Genomic DNA, 22,670 nt, shown 5'->3' with positions numbered 1-22,670 from the left:
TTAAAAAACGGAATAAAAAAGAGACTTTCTCATCCCAAAAAGGGACGAGAAAGTCTCCCGCGGTACCACCCTAGTAGATCCTATACGTATGTATACAATCCTCTTTATATTCTTAACGCGAATATACGCCTACGCTTACTCTATTTGTTCAGCGTGGAACTCCAGGGTGATATTCCCATCATCTCCTTATACTGAGCTTACACCATCCTCAGTTCGCTATATAAGGTATGAAAAAGGTACTTATCCCTATCTTCGTTTTTCTTAATAAATATGTTGTTTAAAATTATATGTAATAATGAGAAAAACGTCAAGCTTACACTGTTTCTTCTTTTTTCAACAGTTCATCTACTTCGTCTTCTAACTCAATTAGTTTATCCCAATCATCGTTGTTTAACATTTCAAGCTGTGTTTCTAGTAACATACGGAAACGAGTGCGGAATACTTTCGCTTGTTTCTTTAGCTCTTCAATATCAAAAGCAACTTTTCTTGATTTTACTAACGCTTCGTTAATAATACGGTCTGCATTCTTTTCAGCTTCACGTACGATTAATTTTGCTTCTTTTTGCGCATTACGTTTTACTTCTTCCGCTGCTTCTTGTGCAACGACGATAGATTTGTTTAACGTATCTTCAATATTAGAGAAATGATCTAACTTCCCTTCTAATTGCGCAACTTTTTCTTCTAAAGCTTTTTTCTCACGAATGACTAATTCATAATCTTTGATAATTTGATCAAGAAACTCATTTACTTGATCTTCATCATAGCCACGGAATCCGCGACCAAATTCTTTGTTATGAATATCTAATGGTGTTAACGGCACAACGCCACCTCCAAGTAGTTATCTAAATTTCCTCTTTCAATTATATCTTTTCTTCGACAAAATAGGAGGATTTCCTTCTAAAAAACCAATCATTTTAGTATACCATACAAAATTCTCCATTTGTCGCGCTTTGTTCTACCTTCTACAGAAAACAATTTACTTCGTCCATATCCTCTCACTGAAAAAACATCTCCTGGATAACATTCATAAGAAGTTTGCTCCACTGTTTTCCAATTCACTTTTACTAAACCATTTTTTATGAAAGGTTGTACTTTTTGTCTGGATATATGTAGCATTTCAGCTAACATAACATCTAAACGAAGTGAAGAAACCGTTCCAGATTTCTCTCCCCATGTTTCTTGCATCTGTAGAATTCTTTCTCCTTGCACTGGTGATAAGGAGACTTTTACTTTCCCTATAGATTGTAAGTTCATCTCAATATAAGATACAACTTCTTTCGCAACTACAATTTGGGCACGATCTTCTTGAAGCAAAATATCACCACATTTTTCTCTCGTTAAACCAAGAGACATAAATGTACCTAATATTTGCCTATGTTCTAGCGTATAAAACTTGGAAGGATAGTCAATTTCCAATACTTCTACTTGAAATTCCTCTTCATTCACTTCTAGATAATCTGGATAAATGAGTGCTCTTTTACGCTCTGCATGAGGCGTTGCACCATCAAACTGTACAGCAACATCCCCTTGACCTATCACCATAGTGACAATTTGTTGTTGTCTTGGATCAAGGAAGTCTGTTAACTTCACTTGATGGTACTCCCCTGCTCGCTTCCACTCTAACACCTTATCCACAAAGACCTCTTCATCGGGTCTGAAATGTTCATAGATGCTCATGTATTTAACCTCTTACTATAAGAAATAGCGGAATATACTTACTAAACCATTCGTAGCAAGCTTTAACGTGAAAATCGCAACGAGTGGAGAGATATCAATCATACCAAGCGGCGGAATAAATCTGCGAAATGGTTCTAAATATGGTTCACAAATACGCGCAAGAATATCTCCGAAAGTTGATTCCTTTGCACCAGGGAACCATGATAGGAGAATGTAAATAATAAGTGCCCACGAGTAGATCTCGATAGCATAAACTAAAAGCCTTAAAACTGTTTCCATGGCGTATTACCACCTCTTTATATTTGTGTCTTCTTCTTCACCGAATAACTCTGAAATTGCACCAACAATATCTACATTTTCAGGCGTACACATAAATGTTTTCGGTCCTATTTTTTGAATGTCCCCGCCTATAGCGTATACAGTACCACTTAAAAAGTCAACGATACGTACAGCTTGATCAGTAGACATTCGTTGTAAGTTAATCACAACAGCTCGTCTACCTTTTAAATGGTCCGAAATCCCTTGTGCTTCCGAATATGTGCGTGGTTCTAATAAAACAACTTTTGAAGATTGCTTTGCCGTTTCAATGCTCACAACATTTTGTTTCGGTTGCGCTTTTGGAAACGTAACATCTTGTTGTTCTGGCGGATCTTGCTGTTTCTTCATGTCTGTTTGCTCCTTTTCATAACTATATTGAGCTGCTTCTTTTTCTTCCGGTGTATCAAAAAAGAAGTATTTTACTTTTGACCAACTCATAATAAGATTCTCCTTCCTTTTACGCTTTCCCTACTAAAATCGTCCCCAAACGAATATATGTAGCACCTTCTTCAATGGCAATCGTGTAATCATTAGACATTCCCATTGATAATTCTTTACATGGCGCATGTAATAATTCTAGCTCCTGCACCTCTGTTTGTAGCGTACGTAACTCCTTAAAACAACGTCTGATTTCGTCCTCTTCTTCTGTAAACGGAGCCATTGTCATTAGTCCAACCACTTCAATGTTATCCAATTCTTGCAAACTTTGAATAAAAGAAACGGTTTCTTCTATTGCCAATCCTTGCTTTGATTCTTCAGATGATGTTTTCACTTGAATAAAACATTTCACTTTCTTATCAGCACGTTTTTGAATTTCTTTTGCAAGCGAAAGACGATCTAACGAATGTAAATAATCAATTTCATTAATGATTTCTTTTACTTTTCTCGTTTGTAATGATCCAATAAAATGCCAATTCACTTTTGAGCCGAAATGTTCGTACTTCTGTAAGAAACCTTCATTTCTATTTTCACCTAAATCGCTAATTCCAGCTTCAACTACTTCGTTTGTTTTTTCAATTCCTACCGTTTTTGTAACCGCAATGAGTTTAATATCTTGCAACGAACGTCCCGCTCGTACGCAAGATTGTTTAATTGCTTCGTTTACAGTTGTTAAATTTTTTTGTACTGTCACTTGCTTTCTTCCTCCTTAAAACCTATGAAACTCAACATTCTCCCTGTCTTACCTTGATCACGACGATGAGAGAAAAATAGTTGTTCTTCACAGCTTGTACAAAGAGATGACATTACAATATTCTCTTCTTTTATGCCTGCTTGTACACATAATATACGATTAATTTCTTTTAAATTAATTGCGTACTGCCCGTCAGAAATTTTTTTATAAGGGACAGGACCGTTTACTACTTGCTCTGCTGCTGTTAACACTCGGTCATCAACAACGTAACAACAAGATCCAATTGATGGCCCAATTGCAACATGAATTTCATCACTTGAAATCCCTTCTGCATTCCATTTTTGAATCATTTCCTTTGCGATCTCTTTTACAGTCCCTTTCCATCCAGCATGCGCAAGTCCTATCATACCATGTGATGGTGCATAAAAATAGAGTGGAACACAATCCGCGTAACATGATGTTAGAAGAACATCATTATTAGTCGTATAAATGCCATCTGTTTTTGAAATGCCGTCTTCATATGAATAGACGCCACTTCCTTTTTCCTGTTGTCCTACTTTTTCAACACGATGATCATGCACTTGTTCAGAGCAAATCCAGTTTTCTAATGGTTTTTGTAACTTATTTGCTAAAATGCGTCTGTTTGCATGAACGTTCTCCACGATATCATTCACATGTAATCCTAAATTCATCGCATGAAAGGAGCCCGTACTTACCCCACCATCTTTTGTCGTAAATCCAGCTGTAATGTTTCCAAGTTCTTTCCACGCTTGTAAATACAGTATACCGTCCACATATTTAAATGGTTGTCTCATAAAGTGACTCCTTTTAATTAAAATAACATAAAAAAGCATGGTACTTCCTGTCTATTTTACCATACTTTTATTTTTTCATAATGCCAACAGAAAAAAAAGAGGAATTTGTAATATTCTTTATGAAATTGTCGGTGTTTGTATTGATTCTGTTACAGAATTAACAGGATTTACTCTAACAAGTATGACATCTTCCCCAATTTTCATAATTTCCTCCCAAGGAATTACAATTTCTACATCCTTCCCAAAAATCCCTAACATACGTGCCTGTTTGGAAATAATAATAGACTCGATCTTCCCTGTGTTCATATCAATTTCAATATCTCCAATATTCCCAAGCCTTTTTCCATCTGAAACATTTATTATATCTTTCATCTGCAACTCTGAGATTCTTATCACTTTCATCCTCTCCCTTATATATGACGAATTGAAAAAACACTTTTTCTCAAATTACCAGGAAGCACCCTCTACTAATCCCATATTATTTTCATTATATGAACACAGCTGCCCTACTATGAGCGAAGACAAACTATATTACATATAAAAAGGCTTCACCATAAATGGTGAAACCTTATCCTTGAATCGTCTTATTCATTTGTTTAATAGCTGATTTCTCTAAACGTGACACTTGTGCTTGAGAAATCCCAATTTCTTCTGCAACTTCCATTTGTGTTTTTCCTTGAAAGAAACGTTTTCGAATAATCATTTTCTCACGATCATTTAAACGCTTCATCCCTTCTTTCAGTGCTAACTCTTCAACCCACTGCTCGTCCTTTTGTTTCTCATCACTTAACTGATCCATAACAAAAATAGGATCTCCCCCATCGTTATAAATCGGTTCAAATAATGAAACTGGATCTTGAATCGCATCTAAAGCAAAAACAATTTCTTCATGAGTCACTTCAAGCACTTTTGCAATATCCATTGCCGTTGGTTCTTTTGAATTTTCTGCAATCAATTTCTCTCTTACTTGTAACGCTTTATACGCAATATCTCGTAATGATCGTGATACGCGAATCGGATTGTTATCACGCAAATATCTGCGTATTTCCCCAATAATCATCGGCACAGCATACGTTGAAAATTTTACATTTTGACCTAAATCAAAGTTATCAATGGATTTCATAAGTCCGATGCAACCAACTTGAAATAAATCGTCAACATATTCTCCTCTGTTATTAAATCTCTGGATGACGCTCAGTACAAGACGTAAGTTTCCATTCACTAATTTCTCTCTTGCGCTTATCTCTCCACTTTGCATTTCACGAAATAATTTACGCATTTCATCATTTTTTAGTACGGGAAGTTTAGCTGTATCAACACCGCAAATTTCTACTTTGTTTCTCGTCAAAGTGTTCCCTCCTATCGGGAGTTGCTGTACAGTGTAAAGTATTTCCTTTGAAGGGGATTTTATGCATGCGGTTTTCTCTTCAATTTTCATTTTCGTCGTCTTTTCTCATACAACGTAAGAGAAGAAGACCAGCCTAGATAACGGCTGGTCTTCTTCTTTACACCATTTTATTAAATTCTTTTCGTAATCTTTTTATGATTCTTTTTTCTAAACGCGAAATGTATGACTGTGAAATCCCAAGCATATCCGCCACATCTTTTTGTGTCTTTTCCTCTTCTCCAGCAAGCCCAAACCGAAGTTCCATAATTTGTTTTTCACGATCATTTAATTGATGCAATGCTTTCATTAGAAGATGACGATCTACAGTAGCTTCTAAATCTTTTGTAATAATATCATCATCTGTACCTAATACATCTGATAGCAAAAGTTCATTCCCATCCCAATCGATGTTAAGTGGTTCGTCAAAAGAAACTTCTGAACGATTTTTATTATTCCGGCGCAAATGCATTAAAATTTCATTTTCTATACAACGTGAGGCATATGTTGCTAATTTTATTTTCTTTTCCGGATTAAATGTATTCACTGCTTTAATAAGGCCGATTGTTCCTATACTAATTAAATCTTCAATATTTATCCCTGTATTTTCAAACTTTCTTGCTATATATACAACTAACCGTAAGTTTCGCTCAATCAGTAACGATCTTGCTGCCTGATCTCCTTTTGGCAATTTATTCAAAAGAACTTCCTCTTCTTCTTTCGTTAACGGTGGTGGCAACGCTTCACTTCCACCAATGTAATAAATTTCATCGGTCTTAATTCCTAATTTCAGCAATACTTTATACCAAAGGTATACTAAATAAAATTTTAATTTCATCATATTATCCCGCCTCCCATTATTAAGCAATTACCATTTTTTGCGAAATCAACATTTTCGGATGCACAATACATTGATACTCTCCATTGGTTGACAACTGTTGTGTATTTAATCCAATCAATACTTTGCTGACTACAATAGAACTACCTTCATGATAAATTTGCACACTGTCTGGCTTAATTGCCCATAAAAATTGATTCTCTACTCCTACTGCTCTGAAAGGAATTAAGCGTAATTTTGTCGCCCACCCTGAATCATTTTCTGGTATTTTAGGAATCTCTGTTTTGGAATAAATTTGTTCTGTTAACCAAGCTGGCAAACAATGTTCTAATGATGAAATATGCATAATCATAACGGGTGTTTTTGTTAACGGGTCGTAAAGTTGGTTCCCACTATCAATTAAACCTGCGAGTTCTAGTTCCTCTTCAGCTAATTGAATTTTCAATTTCACAATTTGATCATAGTGTATTTTTGTAACCTCTACGCTTTCAATACGCTTTTTAGAAAAATAATAAATTACTGGAAAACCAAAAACAACAAACAACCAGCTAATTGGATCACCGTAAGAAATTGATTGAGATTGAACCAATCCATTTACCATTTCATTCGTTTGCAAAAAGAAATGAGTTCCAATTAACCCTCCGCCAACCATAAAGGTTACAAAGTAAAAAGTAAAAACAGTTTGTGTATAGTTTCTAAACGTTGTAAACCCAAATGCTGTATACACAATAAGTAACGAGTACAGTAGTTTCATAATTGGATGTGTCATCATAGAAGCAAAAGGAGTAAAGGCAAAAATAACAATGGTTGAACCTATAAATGCCCCTAACACAAGCCTCCATCTTTTGATCTTCTTTTTTAACACGGTTGCTGTTAATAAAAGTAAAAGAAAATCAATGCAGGCGTTTAACAACCAAACAACGTCGGCGTAAACAACCAAACAATTCACCTCTTTTTTTAAGTTGAGACTAGTATAATGCATATCCAATAGGAAAGTGTGTCAATTTGCGGAGGTGTTTTTTTGTTATTTTGTGCTTTCTAGACAAAATCTGTCGGTAAAAAATAAAAGTATATGTTTCATAGAATACTATACTTTTTACTTACATATAAATCGAAATATATAAAATAAAAAAAGACCTGCTTAGCAGATCTTTTCCCTGTATAAAACAAAAAAGGAGCATGAAAGCTCCTTTTCTTTTATCGTCTACGACGGTTACGTAAGAATGCTGGAATATCGATGTCATCTGAATCTGTATGACGCTCATGCACAACCGGCTCTTCACGTTTCATTTCACGCTTAACTTCACGTTGTTTGGAAGGTTGAGCTACTTGCTGTTGCTGTTGTTGCGTGTGATTCGCAGTCGGACGGATAATTGGTTTTGGTGGCTGCGTCGAAGCACTATCATCAAAACCAGTTGCAATTACAGTTACAACGATATCATCTTTTAATCCTTCATTAATAACAGAACCGAAGATCATATTTACTTCTGGATCTGAAGCTGAAGCTACAATGTCTGCCGCTTCTTGTACTTCATATAAGCTTAAGTTAGCTCCACCCGTAATGTTCATGATAACACCTTGAGCTCCATCAATAGAAGTTTCTAATAATGGACTAGAAATCGCTTTTTTCGCAGCTTCAGCAGCACGATTTTCTCCATTACCAGAACCAATACCCATTAAAGCAGAACCTCTATTAGACATAATTGTTTTTACGTCTGCGAAGTCTAAGTTAATTAAACCTGGTGTTGCAATTAAATCAGAAATACCTTGAACACCTTGACGTAATACGTTATCCGCTTCACGGAATGCTTCTAACATCGGCGTATTTTTATCAACAATCTCTAATAAGCGATCATTTGGAATTACAATAAGTGTATCTACATTTTCTTTAAATGCCGCAATACCAGATGCTGCTTGTGTTGCACGCTTGCGTCCTTCAAATGTAAATGGACGTGTTACAACACCAACTGTTAATGCACCTAATTCTTTTGCAACTTGAGCAACAACTGGAGCTGCACCAGTTCCAGTTCCGCCGCCCATACCAGCAGTTACGAAGACCATATCTGCACCACGAAGTGCTTCTTGGATCTGTTCTTTACTTTCTTCTGCAGCTTTTTTCCCTACTTCAGGGTTTGCACCTGCACCAAGTCCACGTGTTAATTTTCCACCAATTTGCATTTTTGTTTCAGCTTTTGATAGATTTAATGCTTGTGCATCAGTATTCACAGCGATAAAGTCTACACCTTGTACACCGTGTTCAATCATACGGTTTACAGCATTGTTTCCGCCACCGCCGACACCGATAACTTTTATATTCGCTAATTGATCTTGAGTAGTATCAAACTCTAACATGTCGAAATCCCCCTAGAACCTCATTTTTCGTGTCCAATTTTAATCCCATAAATAACGGAATACACGTTTTACTTTTGACATCATACGGTCATCATTTTGATTATTATTGTTTTGATTACGAGTTTTTTGTTTCGCAGGTTGCTGTTGTACCGGCGTTGGTGCTGGTGCTGGTACTGGTTCAAAATGTTCTTGCTTTTCCTGCACATTTTTCCCACGTAATTTAGCTTTTTGATAAGAATGTTTAATTAATCCTACTCCACTTGTATATTGGGGCTCACGCACACCAATATAATCAGGAGTCGCTATACGAACATTTTCATGTAAAATATCATATGCAAGATCAAGAACACCCGGCATAGAAGCAATTCCACCAGTTAGTACATAACCAGAAGCTACTTGCTTTACTCCTAACTTACGCACTTCATCTTGAACAAACATTAAAATTTCCTCTACACGAGCCTCTATTATATCCGATAATTCCAACTGAGAATATTGTTCTGTTTGGTCGCTTCCCATAATAGGAACCGTAAACATCTCTTCTTCAGATGCTGTATCATAAAAAGCATGTCCATATTTCAACTTAATTTGATCTGCATTGTCTGTTGAAGTTTTCAACCCAATCGCAATATCCTTCGTTATATGGTCTCCGCCTAACGGTAATACGCTTGTCGCTTGTAACTCTCCATCTTTAAAAATAGATAAAGTTGTAGATCCTCCCCCCATATCAACAAGGGCTACTCCTCTATGTTTTTCATCTGAAGATATCGCAACTGTTGCAGCCGCTAAAGGTTGAAGACAAATATCAACTATTTCAAGACCTGCTTTTTCTACACAACGAAGTAGGTTATGTAGTAAAGTTCTCGAGCCTGTTATAAGTGTACCTTCCATTTCTAATCTTACACCGATCATCCCGCGTGGATCGTTAATCTCGTCAAGACCGTCTACGATGAACTGTCGAGGTACCACATCAATAAACTCACGTTCTGGAGCAATTGACACAACTTGTGCTGCATCTAGAACGCGTAAGACATCTTCATTCCCGATTTCACGATCTTCATTTGAAACAGCGACTACTCCGTGACAAGGAAGTAGCTGTACCTGGTTTGCATTGACACCTACTACAACTTGCTCAATGTGGATTCCCACCATGCGCTCAGCTTGTTCAATTGCTTTTTTAATTGATCGAACAGTCTCGTCTATATCAACTATCGATCCCTTCTTTAAACCATTTGATTTTACATTTCCAACACCAATAATGTTTAAGCTGTCATTAACCATTTCACCAATGATGACTTTAACATTGGATGTACCGATGTCAAGACTAACATATATTTCATTGCTGTTCATTCTTTGGCACCTCCTTCTTTATTTATACCATACAACTCAATATATGGAACAACAATCGCAACTTTACTATTTATAAGAAAAATATTCAACGTCTTTATACGTTTCCCTTTTTTAACCCTATATTTTTCTTATTTTTATTTAACATTCATTTAAGAATATCGCAGTAAACTGTGAATAACTGCTTATCTTGAAATAATTCTATTTCAAGTGTAAAGATTACCGCCAAGTATAAGTCTACACTAAGATGTACTCATAGAAAAGTGAAACTTGTACCAATCCTAGTATGAATCTAAGAATTTTTACATCTTTTTCATCAAATGAACCATTCTTGTAAATTCAGATGCACCAAGTAGAACATTCGTTTTGTTTTTTCTACAATAACGTAGTGAAAACTATCTTTCTATTCTTTTTTTTCTTCCGCTCCTAATTCTTTCGTATATGCCCCTACTTCTAAATCAATTAATACCTTTTTACCCGGCTCAATTGTTTTTAAGATAAGCGGATAAGCTTCCATACGCTTTGCGAAATTTTGAATTGTAGTGCTCACTTCGTACCCTTCGTTCATATATAAAGTAAGGTGATCTTCATTCGCATTCGTCGGTGAATAACGAATTTCAGAAATAGATCTTAAAATAGTTGGTGTTAATTTTTCAAGCTCGGCAATTAACTCCTTCATTTTCTCCTCTTTAAAAGGTTCGAAAATTGGCGCTGCAACAGGAAGTTTTCCGTTCGGAAGTACCTCAAGTGTTTTCCCGTTCTCTAATAACGGTTGTAATTTCCCATCTTTGTTTATATAACCAATCGTTAAATATTCTTCAATATGAACATCAATTTTATTTGGAAAACGTTTTTTTACATTTACCGCTTTAATTTCTTTTCGTTTCGTTAGGTTTTCTTCTGCTTTATGTGCTGTCACTCGGAAATAACTTGTATCATACGTCACACCTGATTCCTTCATCACTTGTTCATCTGTCATATAATGATTTCCAAACACACTTATCTTTTTGATATTGCTTAGCGGAGACCGAAAGTAAATTAAAAAGAGCACTAATAAAAATAAAATTGATATGTATAAAATCAACCGATGATTAACATTTTTCTTGTTTTTTTTCTGTTGATTTTTTAACTTTGGTACACGATCCTGTAGTTTAATCACTTTACTATTTTTCATGTACGATCCCCCTACGTAACATAAAGAACGGCATGTTCCTCATGCCGTTCTTATCTTCTTATTATAACATAAATGATAATGAGCGGAACGAATAACCGTTATCTTCCAATGATTTCTACTTCTGTATGCATTTCTACGCCAAATTTATCCTTGATTGTTTGTTTTATTAATGCAATTAACGATAAGACATCTTGCGAACTGGCTCCCCCAGTATTAATAATAAAATTCCCATGCATTTCAGAAATTTGAGCTCCGCCTATTTGATAACCACGAAGCCCCGCCTTTTCTATTAAGTTTCCTGCAAAGTATGGAATTGGATTCCGAAATATACTTCCTGCACAAGGATGATTCCACGGCTGTGTTTCACGGCGGTAATCTTTATTCTTTTGCATGACGCTTACGATTCCCTCACGCTCTCCTACCTGCAATTGAAACTCAGCTTCCAAAACAATACCAGGATGTTTCGTTTGCAATACAGAAGTACGATAGGAAAACTCCATTTCTTCATGCGTTAACCAATCAATTGTTCCATTTTCAAACAAAATAAGAGCTTTTGATAATATGTTTGATATATCCGATTTATGTGCTCCTGCATTCATATACACTGCACCACCAACACTTCCTGGAATACCACTGGCAAATTCCAGGCCGGATAACCCTTGACGACTAAGTAAAGTTGATAATTTAATAAGGGGATACCCGCCACCAACTCTTACTCTATGTTTTTCGACTTCTAAGTGGTCTAATCCTTCTCCTAAACGAATAACGACACCTTCTATACCTAGGTCAGATACAAGAAGGTTCGAACCGCGACCAATTACAGTCCACTTTGTTTTATATTTTTTTACTAACTGCAACGTTTTTTCAATACCGGCAACATGCTTTGGCACAATTAAAATATCAGCTGGTCCACCTATTTTCATAGTGGTATAACGCGCTAACGCTTCATTCACTAACACGCGACCAACATTTGCTTCTATAAGCTCATTTACTAATTGCTCCATAAACAATCTCCCCCATACTAAGTATCCTTATTACAGTAGTATGCAGGGCGTTCACCTAACGTTATTTTTTTACAAGCTTATTCATTACTTCATACAGCTTATTTGCTGCATCTGGAATACCTAATTGCCCCGCAGCCAGCTTCATATTTTGTAATGTTTGTTCATCTAATAAAATCTCATCAATATCACGAATAAGCGTTTCTGCTGTTAAATCTTTTTCAAGCAACATTTTTGCTGCTCCTTTATCGACAACAGAGCGTGCATTCTTTTCCTGATGGTTATTTGTTACGTAAGGACTCGGAATTAACACACTTGGCTTACCTAACGCGGTTAATTCTGCAAGTGTTGTTGCCCCCGCTCTTGAAACAACAAGATCTACACCTGTAAGTACCTCTGGCATATTATGAATGAAAGGTTTAATAATAACATTATTCGGATTCCCTTTTTGCGTCACTGCTTCCATCACTTTGTCATAATGAACTTCACCTGTTACATACAATATTTCGTAACTTTTATTTCCAAACTGTTCAATTGCCTCTACGAAAGCATCGTTAATCGGTCTAGCTCCACGACTTCCACCAAAAATAAGTACGGATTTTTTAGGAAGAGATAAACCTACTGAACGTTTTCCTTTCATTCCATTCTGATCCATTACTTCTGATGCTCGTGGATTTCCTGTCATAACCACTTTTGACTGTGGAAAATGTTCTGCAGCCGCTTCAAAACAAACCGCAACTTTATCAACATAGCGGCTTAAAAATTTATTCGTTACACCAGGTACACTATTTTGTTCATGTACAATGGTTGGAATACCTAATTTTGCTGCAGCATATACAACTGGGCCACATACATATCCACCCGTTCCAATCACAATATCCGGATTAAAACGACGAATATATCGTTTACTATCTTGTACACCCTTTAGGAAACGCATCACCGTTTTCACGTTATCTAACGATATTTTACGCTTAAATCCACTTATAACAATAGATTGAAACGGTATACCTGCTTTTGGAACAATTGTGCTCTCTAATCCGCTCTCCGTACCAATATATAAAAACCTTGCTTCCGGATTTAATTTTTTTATTTCCCTTATTAAAGCAAGAGCCGGATAAATATGACCTCCAGTACCCCCACCACTTACTAATACACGCACTACTAATTCCTCCGCTTCTCTTTTCTTATTTCAGTCGTATTTATTTCTATATACATCATGTTTCTTCGCGCACATACGAAAAACCCTGTCTTATAAAACAGGGTTTAGTAGCGAGAATGGCGACTTATATTTAATAATACACCTACTGCCATTAACATTAATGTCAAACTTGATCCACCATAACTTAAAAACGGTAAAGTAATACCCGTAACAGGCATCAATCCTGTTACAACACCAACATTAATCATTACTTGAATCGCAATCATCGCCACAATACCTACTGCTAAAAACGTACCATATAAATCAGGCGCTCCTAAAGCTATACGAATCCCACGCCATAATAACAGACTAAATAATAATAACACAAATGAACCACCAATAAAACCTAATTCCTCAGATAAGATTGCAAATATAAAGTCTGTTTGTGGTTCAGGTAAATAAAGAAACTTTTGTCTACTTTGTCCAAGTCCGAGCCCGAATAATCCACCTGGTCCAATTGCGAGTAACGATTGAATAATTTGAAATCCACTTCCAAGCGGATCTGACCACGGATCTAAATATGATGTAATACGTTTCATTCGATACGGTGCTGATGCAATCAGCCCTACAAATCCTGCTACACCAAGCAAACCAAACATTGCAAAGTGAAAGACCCTTGCCCCCGAGATAAATATCATAATGATACATGTCCCAACCATTACCGTTCCTGTGCCAAGATCTGGCTGTAACATAATCATCCCAAAAGCAAGAAATACAAAACTAAGAGCTGGTAGTAAACCACGTTTAAAAGAGGTAATTAATTTTTGTCGTTCCGCTAAAAATTTTGCTAAGAAAATAATCATCGCAAACTTCATAAATTCTGATGGTTGAATGGAAAATGCCCCGATTCCAATCCAACTTCGCGCTCCTCCTCGAACAAGCCCTACCCCAGGAATAAGAACAAGAATAAGAAGAATGAAGCAAACTAGCAAAATTACTTTTGAATACGTACGCCACACCCAATAATCAATTTTCATAATTAAAAACATAGCCACTACACCAATACTTGCAAATAGCAATTGCCTTTTTGCAAAAAAGAATGAGTCCCCCATTTTATAAGAGGCCCAAACCGCACTCGCACTATACACCATAACCATTCCGATTGTTAACAACGCAAGTGTAACGATGATGAGAATAAAATCAGGCGTTTTCTTCATTACCCATAAACACCACCTCTTTAGGCAGAAACTTTTGCCCTATGTAACAAAACATCAGTAGGTGTTAGCCTACTGATGTTTTGATTTACTTTATATAAGTTTATGCACAGCTTGTATAAAAATGTCTCCTCTTTCTTCAAATGTTTTAAATTGATCCCAGCTTGCACATGCTGGAGAAAGAAGAATTACATCGCCATCTGTAGAATGAGCATAAGCTTTCACTACAGCTTCATCTAAAGTATCGACACTTTCAATTGTATCTAATCCCGCTTTTTCTGCAGCTCTTACTAATTTTGGAGCTGTTTGTCCAAATGTCACAATTGCTTTTACATTTTTGAAATACGGAATTAAATCATCGAATTCATTTCCACGATCAAGCCCGCCTGCTAATAACACAATCGGTTGTGTAAACGCAGATAAAGCTTTCTCAGTCGCTAACATATTCGTTGCTTTTGAGTCATTATAAACCTTACGATTGTTAATAGTTGTTACATATTCTAAACGATGTTTTACACCTGTAAAACGTTTTAACACCGCTGTAATCGCTTCATTAGAAACACCTAATAATTTTGCGATACTCATTGCTGCTAAAATATTTTCTAAATTATGTTGACCAGGTAAAACGATATCGCCTACTTCAACAACTTTTTCACCTTTAAAACAAAGAGCATTCTCTTTTATACATGCACCATCTTCAATTTCTTTCGTTGTCGAGAATAGTACTTTTTGCCCTTTACTATAAGCAGATAAAGCCATCACATCTGCATCATCTGCATTTATTACACTATAATCATTTTCTGTTTGGTTTTTAAAAATATTTGCTTTTGCTAAACCATATTCCTTCTTCGTCCCGTGATAATCTAAGTGGGCCTCAAATAAATTTAAAAACGCAGCAATTTTAGGCTGGAACAATTCTACTCCCATCAGTTGGAACGATGAAAGTTCTGTAACTACAACTTCATTTTCTTTTGCATCCTGTGCTACTTCACACGCTACAGTTCCTATGTTTCCTGCAATTACAGGATGCTTTTGTCCTTCTTTTAGCATTTCAAATGCAAGCATTGTCGTCGTCGTTTTACCGTTAGACCCTGTAATCCCAACAAATGGCGCTTCTGAAATACGATATGCTAATTCAACTTCCGTAACAATTGGAATTTGCTTTTCTTTCGCAGCAACTAATAATGGATTAGAATACGGGATTCCTGGATTTTTTACAACAAGAGAAATATTTCTCTCTAACAATTCTAAAGGATGACCACCGCATACAACGTCCATTCCTTTTGCTTGTAATTCTGCAGCAAGTACATTATCCGCTAAAGGCTTTCCGTCATTTACAATAACATTTGCCCCTAATTTTTGTAACAGCGTAGCTGCTGCATAACCACTTTTTGCAATGCCTAATACAAGAATATTTTTATTTTGAAATTCAGTTACAGTTTTCAATTACATCCACACCCCGATATAAATTCCTAACACAGCTAATAAAAATCCTACAGACCAAAATGTCACAACAACACGCCACTCTGACCAACCACATAATTCATAATGATGGTGTAATGGACTCATTTTAAAGACACGTTTTCCTGTTGTTTTAAAAGAAATGACCTGAATAATAACAGATAAAGTTTCCATTACGAATACTCCACCAATGATTACAAGTAGCAATTCTTGTTTTAATAAAATCGCTACAGCTGCAATGGCTCCACCTAAAGCTAAGGAACCTGTATCTCCCATAAACACTTTCGCTGGATTTGCATTGAATACTAAAAATCCAAGTACAGCTCCTACAACTGCCATACAGAATATCGCTACTCCAAATTGCTCTTGTGCTACTGCAATAATACTAAACGCTCCAAATGCAATAGCAGCTGTTCCTGATAATAAACCATCTAAACCGTCAGTTAAGTTAACTGCATTTGATCCACCAATAAGCATAAATAATACAAGTACAAAATACGCCCAACCTAGTTCAAACTTAACATCTGTTCCCGGAATCATGATGTATGTGTGGAACGCTTGCCCTTTTCCAATTAAAAAGAACGCAATAGCAATAACAAGCTGACCTACTAATTTTTGTTTTGATGTTAAACCAAGATTTCTCTTCTTAACTACCTTTATGTAGTCATCTAAAAATCCAATTAATCCGTAGCCAAATGTCACTAATAATAATAACGAAACCTCTGCACCTAAATGATTAAACTTAATCGCCATAATAAGTGAAGTTACCATCATAGATACATATATGACAATACCACCCATTGTCGGTGTCCCTGATTTTTTTTGATGTGACTTTGGTCCCTCATCACGAATACTCTGTCCGAACTTTAATTTCCTTAAAAATGGAATAAACAATGGCGAAAGGGCAACAGAAATTAAGAATGCTACCCCAGCCGTTACTAATAAACCTTGCTCAAGCACATGTAGTCCTCCTCTCACGTTGTTACTCTTCGTTGTTTAAACGCTCTGTAATTGCTTCTTTGGCGACTTCACGATCGTCAAAATGATGAACGTCTTTGCCAATAATTTGATACGTTTCATGACCCTTACCAGCAATAATGATAATATCTTCAGCTTTCGCGTTAGCAATTGCATGGTATATCGCTTCTTTTCTATCAATAATTACTTCATAATTATTCCCATTTGCACCCTGCACCATATCATCTAAAATAGCCCCTGGCTCTTCACTTCTTGGATTATCAGAAGTATAAATTGCATGAGTTGCATATTTTGTTGCAACACTTGCCATGATTGGTCTCTTTGTTCGATCTCTATCTCCGCCACAACCGACGATACAATATACATCGCCTTTTGCAAACTGTTTTGCTGTTTTTAATACATTCTCTAAGCTATCTGGTGTATGTGCATAATCAACAATAACTGTATAATTTTGTCCACCATCAACTACTTCAAAACGTCCTGGAACTCCAGCTAGTTGCTTTATTACATCAATAACCGTTTCTAAACTTACACCAGAAACAAGTCCTGCCGCTGTTGCTGCTAGTACGTTATATACATTAAATTTCCCAATCAATTTCATCGTGACATTTACACTTTCATACGGTGTTACAAGCGTAAATGTAGTTCCACCGCTCGTCATAACGATATCTTTGGCCATAATATCACTTGTTGTATCAATTCCATATGTTACAACAGTTGCCGCAGTACTTCTCATATATTCCGCAGTTACAGCATCATCATTATTCAGTACCGCGTACTTTTCACGATCATGGTTATAACTATTGCCAAGTTGTGCAAATAGCAATCCTTTTGCATGTTTATATTCTTCCATCGTTTTATGATAGTCTAAATGATCTTGTGTTAAATTTGTAAACACTGCTACATCGTAATCACATCCGTGTACACGACCAAGATCTAAAGCATGTGACGAAACTTCCATTACTGTACTATCTACACCGTGCTCAACCATTTTTGAAAACGTCTGTTGAAGTGTTAGTGCATCTGGTGTTGTATTTTTCACCTCAAATGTTTCATCACCGATTTTCATATTAATCGTTCCAATTAGCCCCGTTTTATGACCATGTGCGCGCATAATCTCATCCATAATATGCGATGTTGTTGTCTTTCCATTTGTACCTGTAATTCCGATTAAATGTAACTTGTGTGTTGGTTGACCATAAAAATAATCAGCTAAAACCGCTAACGAACGAAAAGTATTTTTCACAAGTACAACTGGAACGTCAACATCAATTGGTCTTTCCGCAACAATAGCAGCCGCTCCTTGTGCCGCTGCTTGCTTAGCAAAATCATGGCTATCAACCGTATATCCTTTCATACATACAAATAAGCTTCCCTCTTTCACTTTACGTGAATCAGCTTCTATAGATGTGATTTCTGGATTTTCTTTTGGAACAACTGGAAAATCATGCAAACATGATAAAAGTGTATGCAACTTCATTTCACTAAACCCTCTCTACATTGTGTATTTATCTCTTTTTTAATAGGCAACACGTTACCTCCTAAATATGTAAAATAGGAGGTAAGTGCTACTGTGTCTAATAAATAGACTTATTTATAATTAGGGCTCTTACAGCCTCAAATTAAGTAACTCTTCTATAAAGAACTCACTTCCACCAATTGTACCATAAAACGTACTAGGTTACCTTTAATTCCCGAAGTAAATTCTAATTTTTGAGCCCTCTTTTACTTTAGCTCCTGCTTCTGGGGATTGTTTAATTACTTTCTCTCCGTCTCCACTTATATCAAGCTTCAAATCGACGAGTTGTGTCTGTAAGTCTTTCTTTTTCATACCAATTAAATTCGGAACTTCCACAGTTGGTGTATCGCCCCATTTATATTCTCTCTCAACTTGTTCTTTTCTCGGTTTCACTCCCATAACAGGAAGTGCATCCCGAAGAATATTCCCAACAATTGGAGCTGCTACTACTCCACCAAATTGCGTTACACCTTTCGGATTATCAACAGCAACATAGACAACAATTTCCGGATCATCCGCTGGAGCAAAACCGATAAAAGATACTATATAATTATTCTCTAAATATTTACCATCTTTCACCTTTTGAGCCGTACCTGTTTTTCCACCTACACGATACCCATCAATGAAAGCACCTTTACCAGATCCCTTTGCTACAACATTCTCTAATGCATACCGAACTTTTTCTGAAGTTTCCTTGGAAATAACTTTTCTTTTTTCCACAGGTGTCTTTTTACTTACAACTTGATTATTTTTCGGATCAATAAATTCCTTAGCTATATATGGTTGATACAATGTCCCACCATTTACAGCCGCTGCTACTGCTGCTACTTGTTGAATTGGTGTTACAGAAACTCCTTGACCAAATGAAGTAGTTGCTTGCTCGACTGGACCAACCTTATCTAAATTAAATAAAATCCCACTACCTTCACCTTGCAAATCAATTCCTGTTTTCTGTCCAAAGCCGAAATTACGAATGTATTTAAACAATCGGTCTTTACCAAGACGATCACCAAGTTCAATAAATCCTGGGTTACATGAGTTTTGAACTACTTCTAAAAACGTTTGGCTACCATGGCCTCCTGCTTTCCAGCATTTCAATCTAGCTCCACCCACTTCAGCTGCTCCATCATCATAAAACGTATCTTTCTCTAAGTCTACTAAATTTTCATTCAAAGCTGCCGCTAACGTAATGATCTTAAATGTTGAACCAGGCTCATACGTACTCCATACTGGTAAATTTCTATTATACACTTCTGGAGAAACACTTTGAAAATCTGCTGGATCAAAACTCGGCCGACTCGACATACCTAAAATTTCACCATTTTTCGGATTCATTGCAATCGCAATCATACCATCTGGATTATATGTCGACTCTGCAATATTCATTTCTCTTTCCATAATTCTATTAATACGCGCATCAATTGTTAAGCCTAAATTCAAACCAGCTTCTGGTTTTTTGAAATCATCGCCAACATTAGGCATCCTTTGTCCTTTTGCATCTGCAAAAAAACGCACATGACCTTCATCACCATTTAGCTCTTTATCATAATATTTTTCAAGCCCCATCAAACCTTGGTTATCACTACCTGCAAACCCTAATACGTGTGATAAAAAGTTACCGAATGGATAGTACCGGATAGAGTCCTCTGCGATATAAACACCTTTCAAACTTAATCCTCGTACCTCTTTCGCTTTATCATGTGATATTTTTCTTCCGCCTTTATCTAACCTTACAATCGATTCTTTTTTTGTAATCCTCTTATAAATCTCATCTTTTTCCACACCTAATACTGCAGCTAACTTCTCTGCAGTCTCTGCTGGTTTTTCAATTTGCCTCGGTACAACAAAGACCGTTGGGGCACTTTTATTCGTAGCAAGTTCCACACCATTTCGGTCTAAAATCTTCCCACGTTCAGGTTCAAAAGTAATATTACGACTCCACGAATCCTTTGCACGATCCGTTAACATATTCCCAAGAAAAAATTGTACATATCCAAGACGAATATCGATGATAGTGAAAATAAGTATACCTGATATGAGTATAAAAATAAGTCGTTTTCTAACCGTTACATTTGATACACGCATATTGGAACAAGCCTCCCTTACGCCTAGCTTGTTCCAATATATGCTTGTACTTATTTAATTAGAACTTCTTCTCTTTTACCATTACTGTTTTTCTGCTTCTTGTTGTGGTTCAAGTGGCGGTACAAGCGTTACACCTAACTCTGTACCAGGTTGCAACAATGTTCCTTCCGCCACACTTTGTTCGGTTACATATCCGGTACCAGTAGGTTTTAAGTTAAGCTTTAATGTTTTTGCTAAATTCATAACATCACGCAGTGCCCAGCCTTGTATATTTGGCATTGTAGGCTTATCTCCTACTAAGAAGACTCGATCGCCTTTTAATGTTTGCTCCGTTGCTTTTGGCACTTGCTGCTGCACTTTTCCTTCACCTAATACGATTGGACGAAGTTTTGCTTTATCAATTGCTTTTTTCGCTTCTTCCATCGTTTTCCCGGTTACATCTGGAACGACAGTTTGTTGTTCTTTCACATATTTTTTCGGGTCTTTTATTTCATTTGGCTTAATCTTTAAATACTCTAAACTATTTTTGGTTACATATTTAAAAATATCAGCTAAAGGCTGTGCGCCATTCTCATCATCTTTCAATTTCGGTTGTTTTACAGCTACATACACAACAAGTTGCGGATCGTCCATAGGTGCCATCCCTAAGAATGAGAATATATAATTCTCTCTTCCCGTCATATAGCCACCTTTTCCATCCGGAATTTGCGCCGTCCCTGTTTTACCACCCACTGAATATCCATCGACTTTATAAGCAGTTCCTGTTCCTTTCGGCGATGTAACAACACGTTCTAATAACTGTCTTACTTGCGCTGCTGTTTCTTTCGTAACAGGTTTTCCCACTTCTTCTGGCTTATGTTCTAATTTTACTTCACCTGTTATTGGATCTACAATTTTATCAATTGTATACGGCTTCATCATTTTCCCATCATTTGCAATAGCAGTTGCTGCTTGTACAAGCTGTATTGGCGTTACAGTAGAACCTTGTCCAAAAGCTGTTGTTACTTGCTGTATTTGCTGATCGAATAGAATTGTATTTGAACCTTCACCAGGTAAATCAATGTTCGTTTTTTCATCTAATCCAAAACTATGAATATATTTTCGGAAACGTTCTGGGCCAAGTTTTTGATCCCCTAAAATTGCAAACGCTACGTTGGAAGAACGCTCTACCCCTTCATCAAACGTGATAGATCCCCATCCAGCGCCTCCGTTATGATCTTTTATTTTTCGGTTTCCGACTTGGTATGTACCAGACTGATAATAATCTTGTCCTTTATACACGCCTTCATTAATAGCTGCTGCTAGCGTGAAAATTTTCATTGTTGATCCAGGTTCAAATGCATTTGCAATTGCATCATTGAAGAAATATTTAATTTGACGATCATTTGGATCATAACTAGGCTTACTAGACATCGCTAATATTTTCCCTGTTTTTGGATCCGCAACAATCCCTATTAAACTTTCTGGGTCGTAATGTTTACTTGCAGATTTCATCGCATCTTCTAAATAACTTTGAATACGTTGATCTATCGTTAAATACGTGTTATCTCCATTTTTAGGTGCCTCTACGTTCACTTTCCCGCCGTCAAGAGACACACCTTTACGATCGCCTGTATAAGCTACTTTTCCGTTAGAAGCACTTAAATACTTATCTAAACTTTTTTCTAAACCAAATTGTCCTACCGAAGTTCCCTCTTCATTCGGTTTAGCATGACCTATAACGTAAGATGCAAAATCACCGTTCGGATACACTCTTGCATTTTCAGTAATAAAAGATATGCCTGGCAATTTCAATGCTTCTATTTGTTCCTTCTGTTCTTTCGTCAAATCTTTACCTAGTGTTCCAAATTCGACTTGATTTTTATCTTTTTTATTTAACGTGGCTAAAATTTTCTCTTCATCTTTTCCGAGTACTCCCGCAATTTTCTTTGCAGTATCCTCTTTATTTTCAACATGATTCGCACCTTTTAATTCTGCTACAAGTTTATAAGAGTTTGCATCTTGCGCTAACACATGACCATTTTGGTCATAAATCGTCCCGCGATTCGCTTCCAGAACTCCTGTTTTACTATGTTTTTGCTTAGCGAGTGCATCCAAATCATGATCATGAACAGTTCCTGTTGCTTGTATGTAAAAAAATCGGGCTAATAATAGCAAAAAGAGCAGGAGGAATAAAATCATAAAATACCCTGCTCCCTTATTGGTATGAAATTTAGTCATATTTCTCTTCATTTTCCCTT

General features: G+C 36.5%; 21 protein-coding genes and 1 other annotated feature. All 21 genes read right to left on the bottom strand.

What is annotated here, in order from left to right; translation table 11 throughout:
• Positions 1-37 precede the first annotated feature (37 nt).
• Positions 38-262, bottom strand: a binding site (T-box leader).
• A gap of 51 nt (positions 263-313) precedes the next feature.
• Positions 314-820 carry a septum site-determining protein DivIVA gene (gene divIVA / locus KVT31_RS04010; RefSeq protein ID WP_001131611.1) on the bottom strand — a complete coding sequence of 169 codons (507 nt, stop codon included), beginning with the start codon at positions 818-820 and terminating at the stop codon, positions 314-316.
• 89 nt (positions 821-909) lie between these two features.
• Positions 910-1,677, bottom strand: a complete 768-nt coding sequence (locus KVT31_RS04005) for a YlmH family RNA-binding protein (protein WP_088097528.1) — start codon at positions 1,675-1,677, stop codon at positions 910-912.
• Positions 1,678-1,692: 15 nt separating this feature from the next.
• Positions 1,693-1,956, bottom strand: a complete 264-nt coding sequence (locus KVT31_RS04000) for a YggT family protein (RefSeq protein WP_088097529.1) — start codon at positions 1,954-1,956, stop codon at positions 1,693-1,695.
• A gap of 6 nt (positions 1,957-1,962) precedes the next feature.
• Positions 1,963-2,433: a cell division protein SepF gene (locus KVT31_RS03995; RefSeq protein ID WP_064474974.1), complete on the bottom strand. Its 471-nt coding sequence runs from the start codon at positions 2,431-2,433 to the stop codon at positions 1,963-1,965.
• A gap of 19 nt (positions 2,434-2,452) precedes the next feature.
• Complete coding sequence (locus tag KVT31_RS03990) at positions 2,453-3,127, bottom strand: YggS family pyridoxal phosphate-dependent enzyme (RefSeq protein ID WP_088097530.1); 675 nt, start codon at positions 3,125-3,127, stop codon at positions 2,453-2,455.
• Positions 3,124-3,942, bottom strand: coding sequence for a peptidoglycan editing factor PgeF (pgeF, locus tag KVT31_RS03985; RefSeq protein ID WP_088097531.1), 819 nt, complete (start codon positions 3,940-3,942; stop codon positions 3,124-3,126). The genes KVT31_RS03990 and pgeF overlap by 4 nt, the downstream gene beginning before the upstream one ends.
• 117 nt (positions 3,943-4,059) lie before the next feature.
• Positions 4,060-4,344, bottom strand: a complete 285-nt coding sequence (locus KVT31_RS03980; RefSeq protein ID WP_088097532.1) for a YlmC/YmxH family sporulation protein — start codon at positions 4,342-4,344, stop codon at positions 4,060-4,062.
• A gap of 166 nt (positions 4,345-4,510) precedes the next feature.
• Positions 4,511-5,290, bottom strand: coding sequence for an RNA polymerase sporulation sigma factor SigG (sigG, locus tag KVT31_RS03975; RefSeq protein WP_000197753.1), 780 nt, complete (start codon positions 5,288-5,290; stop codon positions 4,511-4,513).
• 157 nt (positions 5,291-5,447) lie between these two features.
• Positions 5,448-6,167 (bottom strand): RNA polymerase sporulation sigma factor SigE, encoded by a 720-nt coding sequence (sigE, locus tag KVT31_RS03970; protein ID WP_000976947.1) that lies wholly within the window; start codon positions 6,165-6,167, stop codon positions 5,448-5,450.
• A gap of 19 nt (positions 6,168-6,186) precedes the next feature.
• Positions 6,187-7,104: a sigma-E processing peptidase SpoIIGA gene (gene spoIIGA / locus KVT31_RS03965; protein WP_140392534.1), complete on the bottom strand. Its 918-nt coding sequence runs from the start codon at positions 7,102-7,104 to the stop codon at positions 6,187-6,189.
• 257 nt (positions 7,105-7,361) lie between these two features.
• The gene (ftsZ, locus tag KVT31_RS03960; RefSeq protein WP_000888983.1) at positions 7,362-8,516 is read right to left on the bottom strand and encodes a cell division protein FtsZ; all 1,155 of its coding nucleotides are present in this window, start codon (positions 8,514-8,516) and stop codon (positions 7,362-7,364) included.
• 39 nt (positions 8,517-8,555) lie between these two features.
• A complete protein-coding gene (ftsA, locus tag KVT31_RS03955; protein ID WP_088097534.1) occupies positions 8,556-9,863 on the bottom strand; it encodes a cell division protein FtsA in 1,308 nt (435 codons plus the stop codon).
• A 400-nt stretch (positions 9,864-10,263) separates the two neighbouring features.
• Positions 10,264-11,034 (bottom strand): cell division protein DivIB, encoded by a 771-nt coding sequence (divIB, locus tag KVT31_RS03950; protein WP_088097535.1) that lies wholly within the window; start codon positions 11,032-11,034, stop codon positions 10,264-10,266.
• A 98-nt stretch (positions 11,035-11,132) separates the two neighbouring features.
• Positions 11,133-12,038 carry a UDP-N-acetylmuramate dehydrogenase gene (gene murB, locus KVT31_RS03945; protein ID WP_088097536.1) on the bottom strand — a complete coding sequence of 302 codons (906 nt, stop codon included), beginning with the start codon at positions 12,036-12,038 and terminating at the stop codon, positions 11,133-11,135.
• Positions 12,039-12,099: 61 nt separating this feature from the next.
• Positions 12,100-13,194 carry an undecaprenyldiphospho-muramoylpentapeptide beta-N-acetylglucosaminyltransferase gene (gene murG / locus KVT31_RS03940; RefSeq protein ID WP_088097537.1) on the bottom strand — a complete coding sequence of 365 codons (1,095 nt, stop codon included), beginning with the start codon at positions 13,192-13,194 and terminating at the stop codon, positions 12,100-12,102.
• Between the two features lie 104 nt (positions 13,195-13,298).
• The gene (gene spoVE / locus KVT31_RS03935; RefSeq protein WP_000753516.1) at positions 13,299-14,390 is read right to left on the bottom strand and encodes a stage V sporulation protein E; all 1,092 of its coding nucleotides are present in this window, start codon (positions 14,388-14,390) and stop codon (positions 13,299-13,301) included.
• Positions 14,391-14,480: 90 nt separating this feature from the next.
• A complete protein-coding gene (gene murD, locus KVT31_RS03930; protein WP_088097538.1) occupies positions 14,481-15,833 on the bottom strand; it encodes a UDP-N-acetylmuramoyl-L-alanine--D-glutamate ligase in 1,353 nt (450 codons plus the stop codon).
• Entirely contained in the window at positions 15,834-16,808 is a 975-nt protein-coding gene (mraY, locus tag KVT31_RS03925; RefSeq protein WP_000893058.1) for a phospho-N-acetylmuramoyl-pentapeptide-transferase, read from the bottom strand. It abuts the gene before it with no gap.
• Between the two features lie 22 nt (positions 16,809-16,830).
• Complete coding sequence (gene murE, locus KVT31_RS03920; RefSeq protein WP_088097539.1) at positions 16,831-18,306, bottom strand: UDP-N-acetylmuramoyl-L-alanyl-D-glutamate--2,6-diaminopimelate ligase; 1,476 nt, start codon at positions 18,304-18,306, stop codon at positions 16,831-16,833.
• Between the two features lie 207 nt (positions 18,307-18,513).
• Positions 18,514-20,430: a stage V sporulation protein D gene (locus KVT31_RS03915; protein WP_001266227.1), complete on the bottom strand. Its 1,917-nt coding sequence runs from the start codon at positions 20,428-20,430 to the stop codon at positions 18,514-18,516.
• Positions 20,431-20,511: 81 nt separating this feature from the next.
• Positions 20,512-22,662 (bottom strand): penicillin-binding protein, encoded by a 2,151-nt coding sequence (locus KVT31_RS03910; RefSeq protein ID WP_088097540.1) that lies wholly within the window; start codon positions 22,660-22,662, stop codon positions 20,512-20,514.
• Between the last annotated feature and the right edge of the window lie 8 nt (positions 22,663-22,670).

Origin of the sequence: Bacillus sp. GbtcB14, assembly GCF_019091205.1 — a bacterium.
Classification (GTDB): domain Bacteria; phylum Bacillota; class Bacilli; order Bacillales; family Bacillaceae_G; genus Bacillus_A; species Bacillus_A cereus_AG.
Note: the sequence above shows the minus strand (reverse complement) of the source record. Positions and strands in the feature narration are given on the sequence as shown.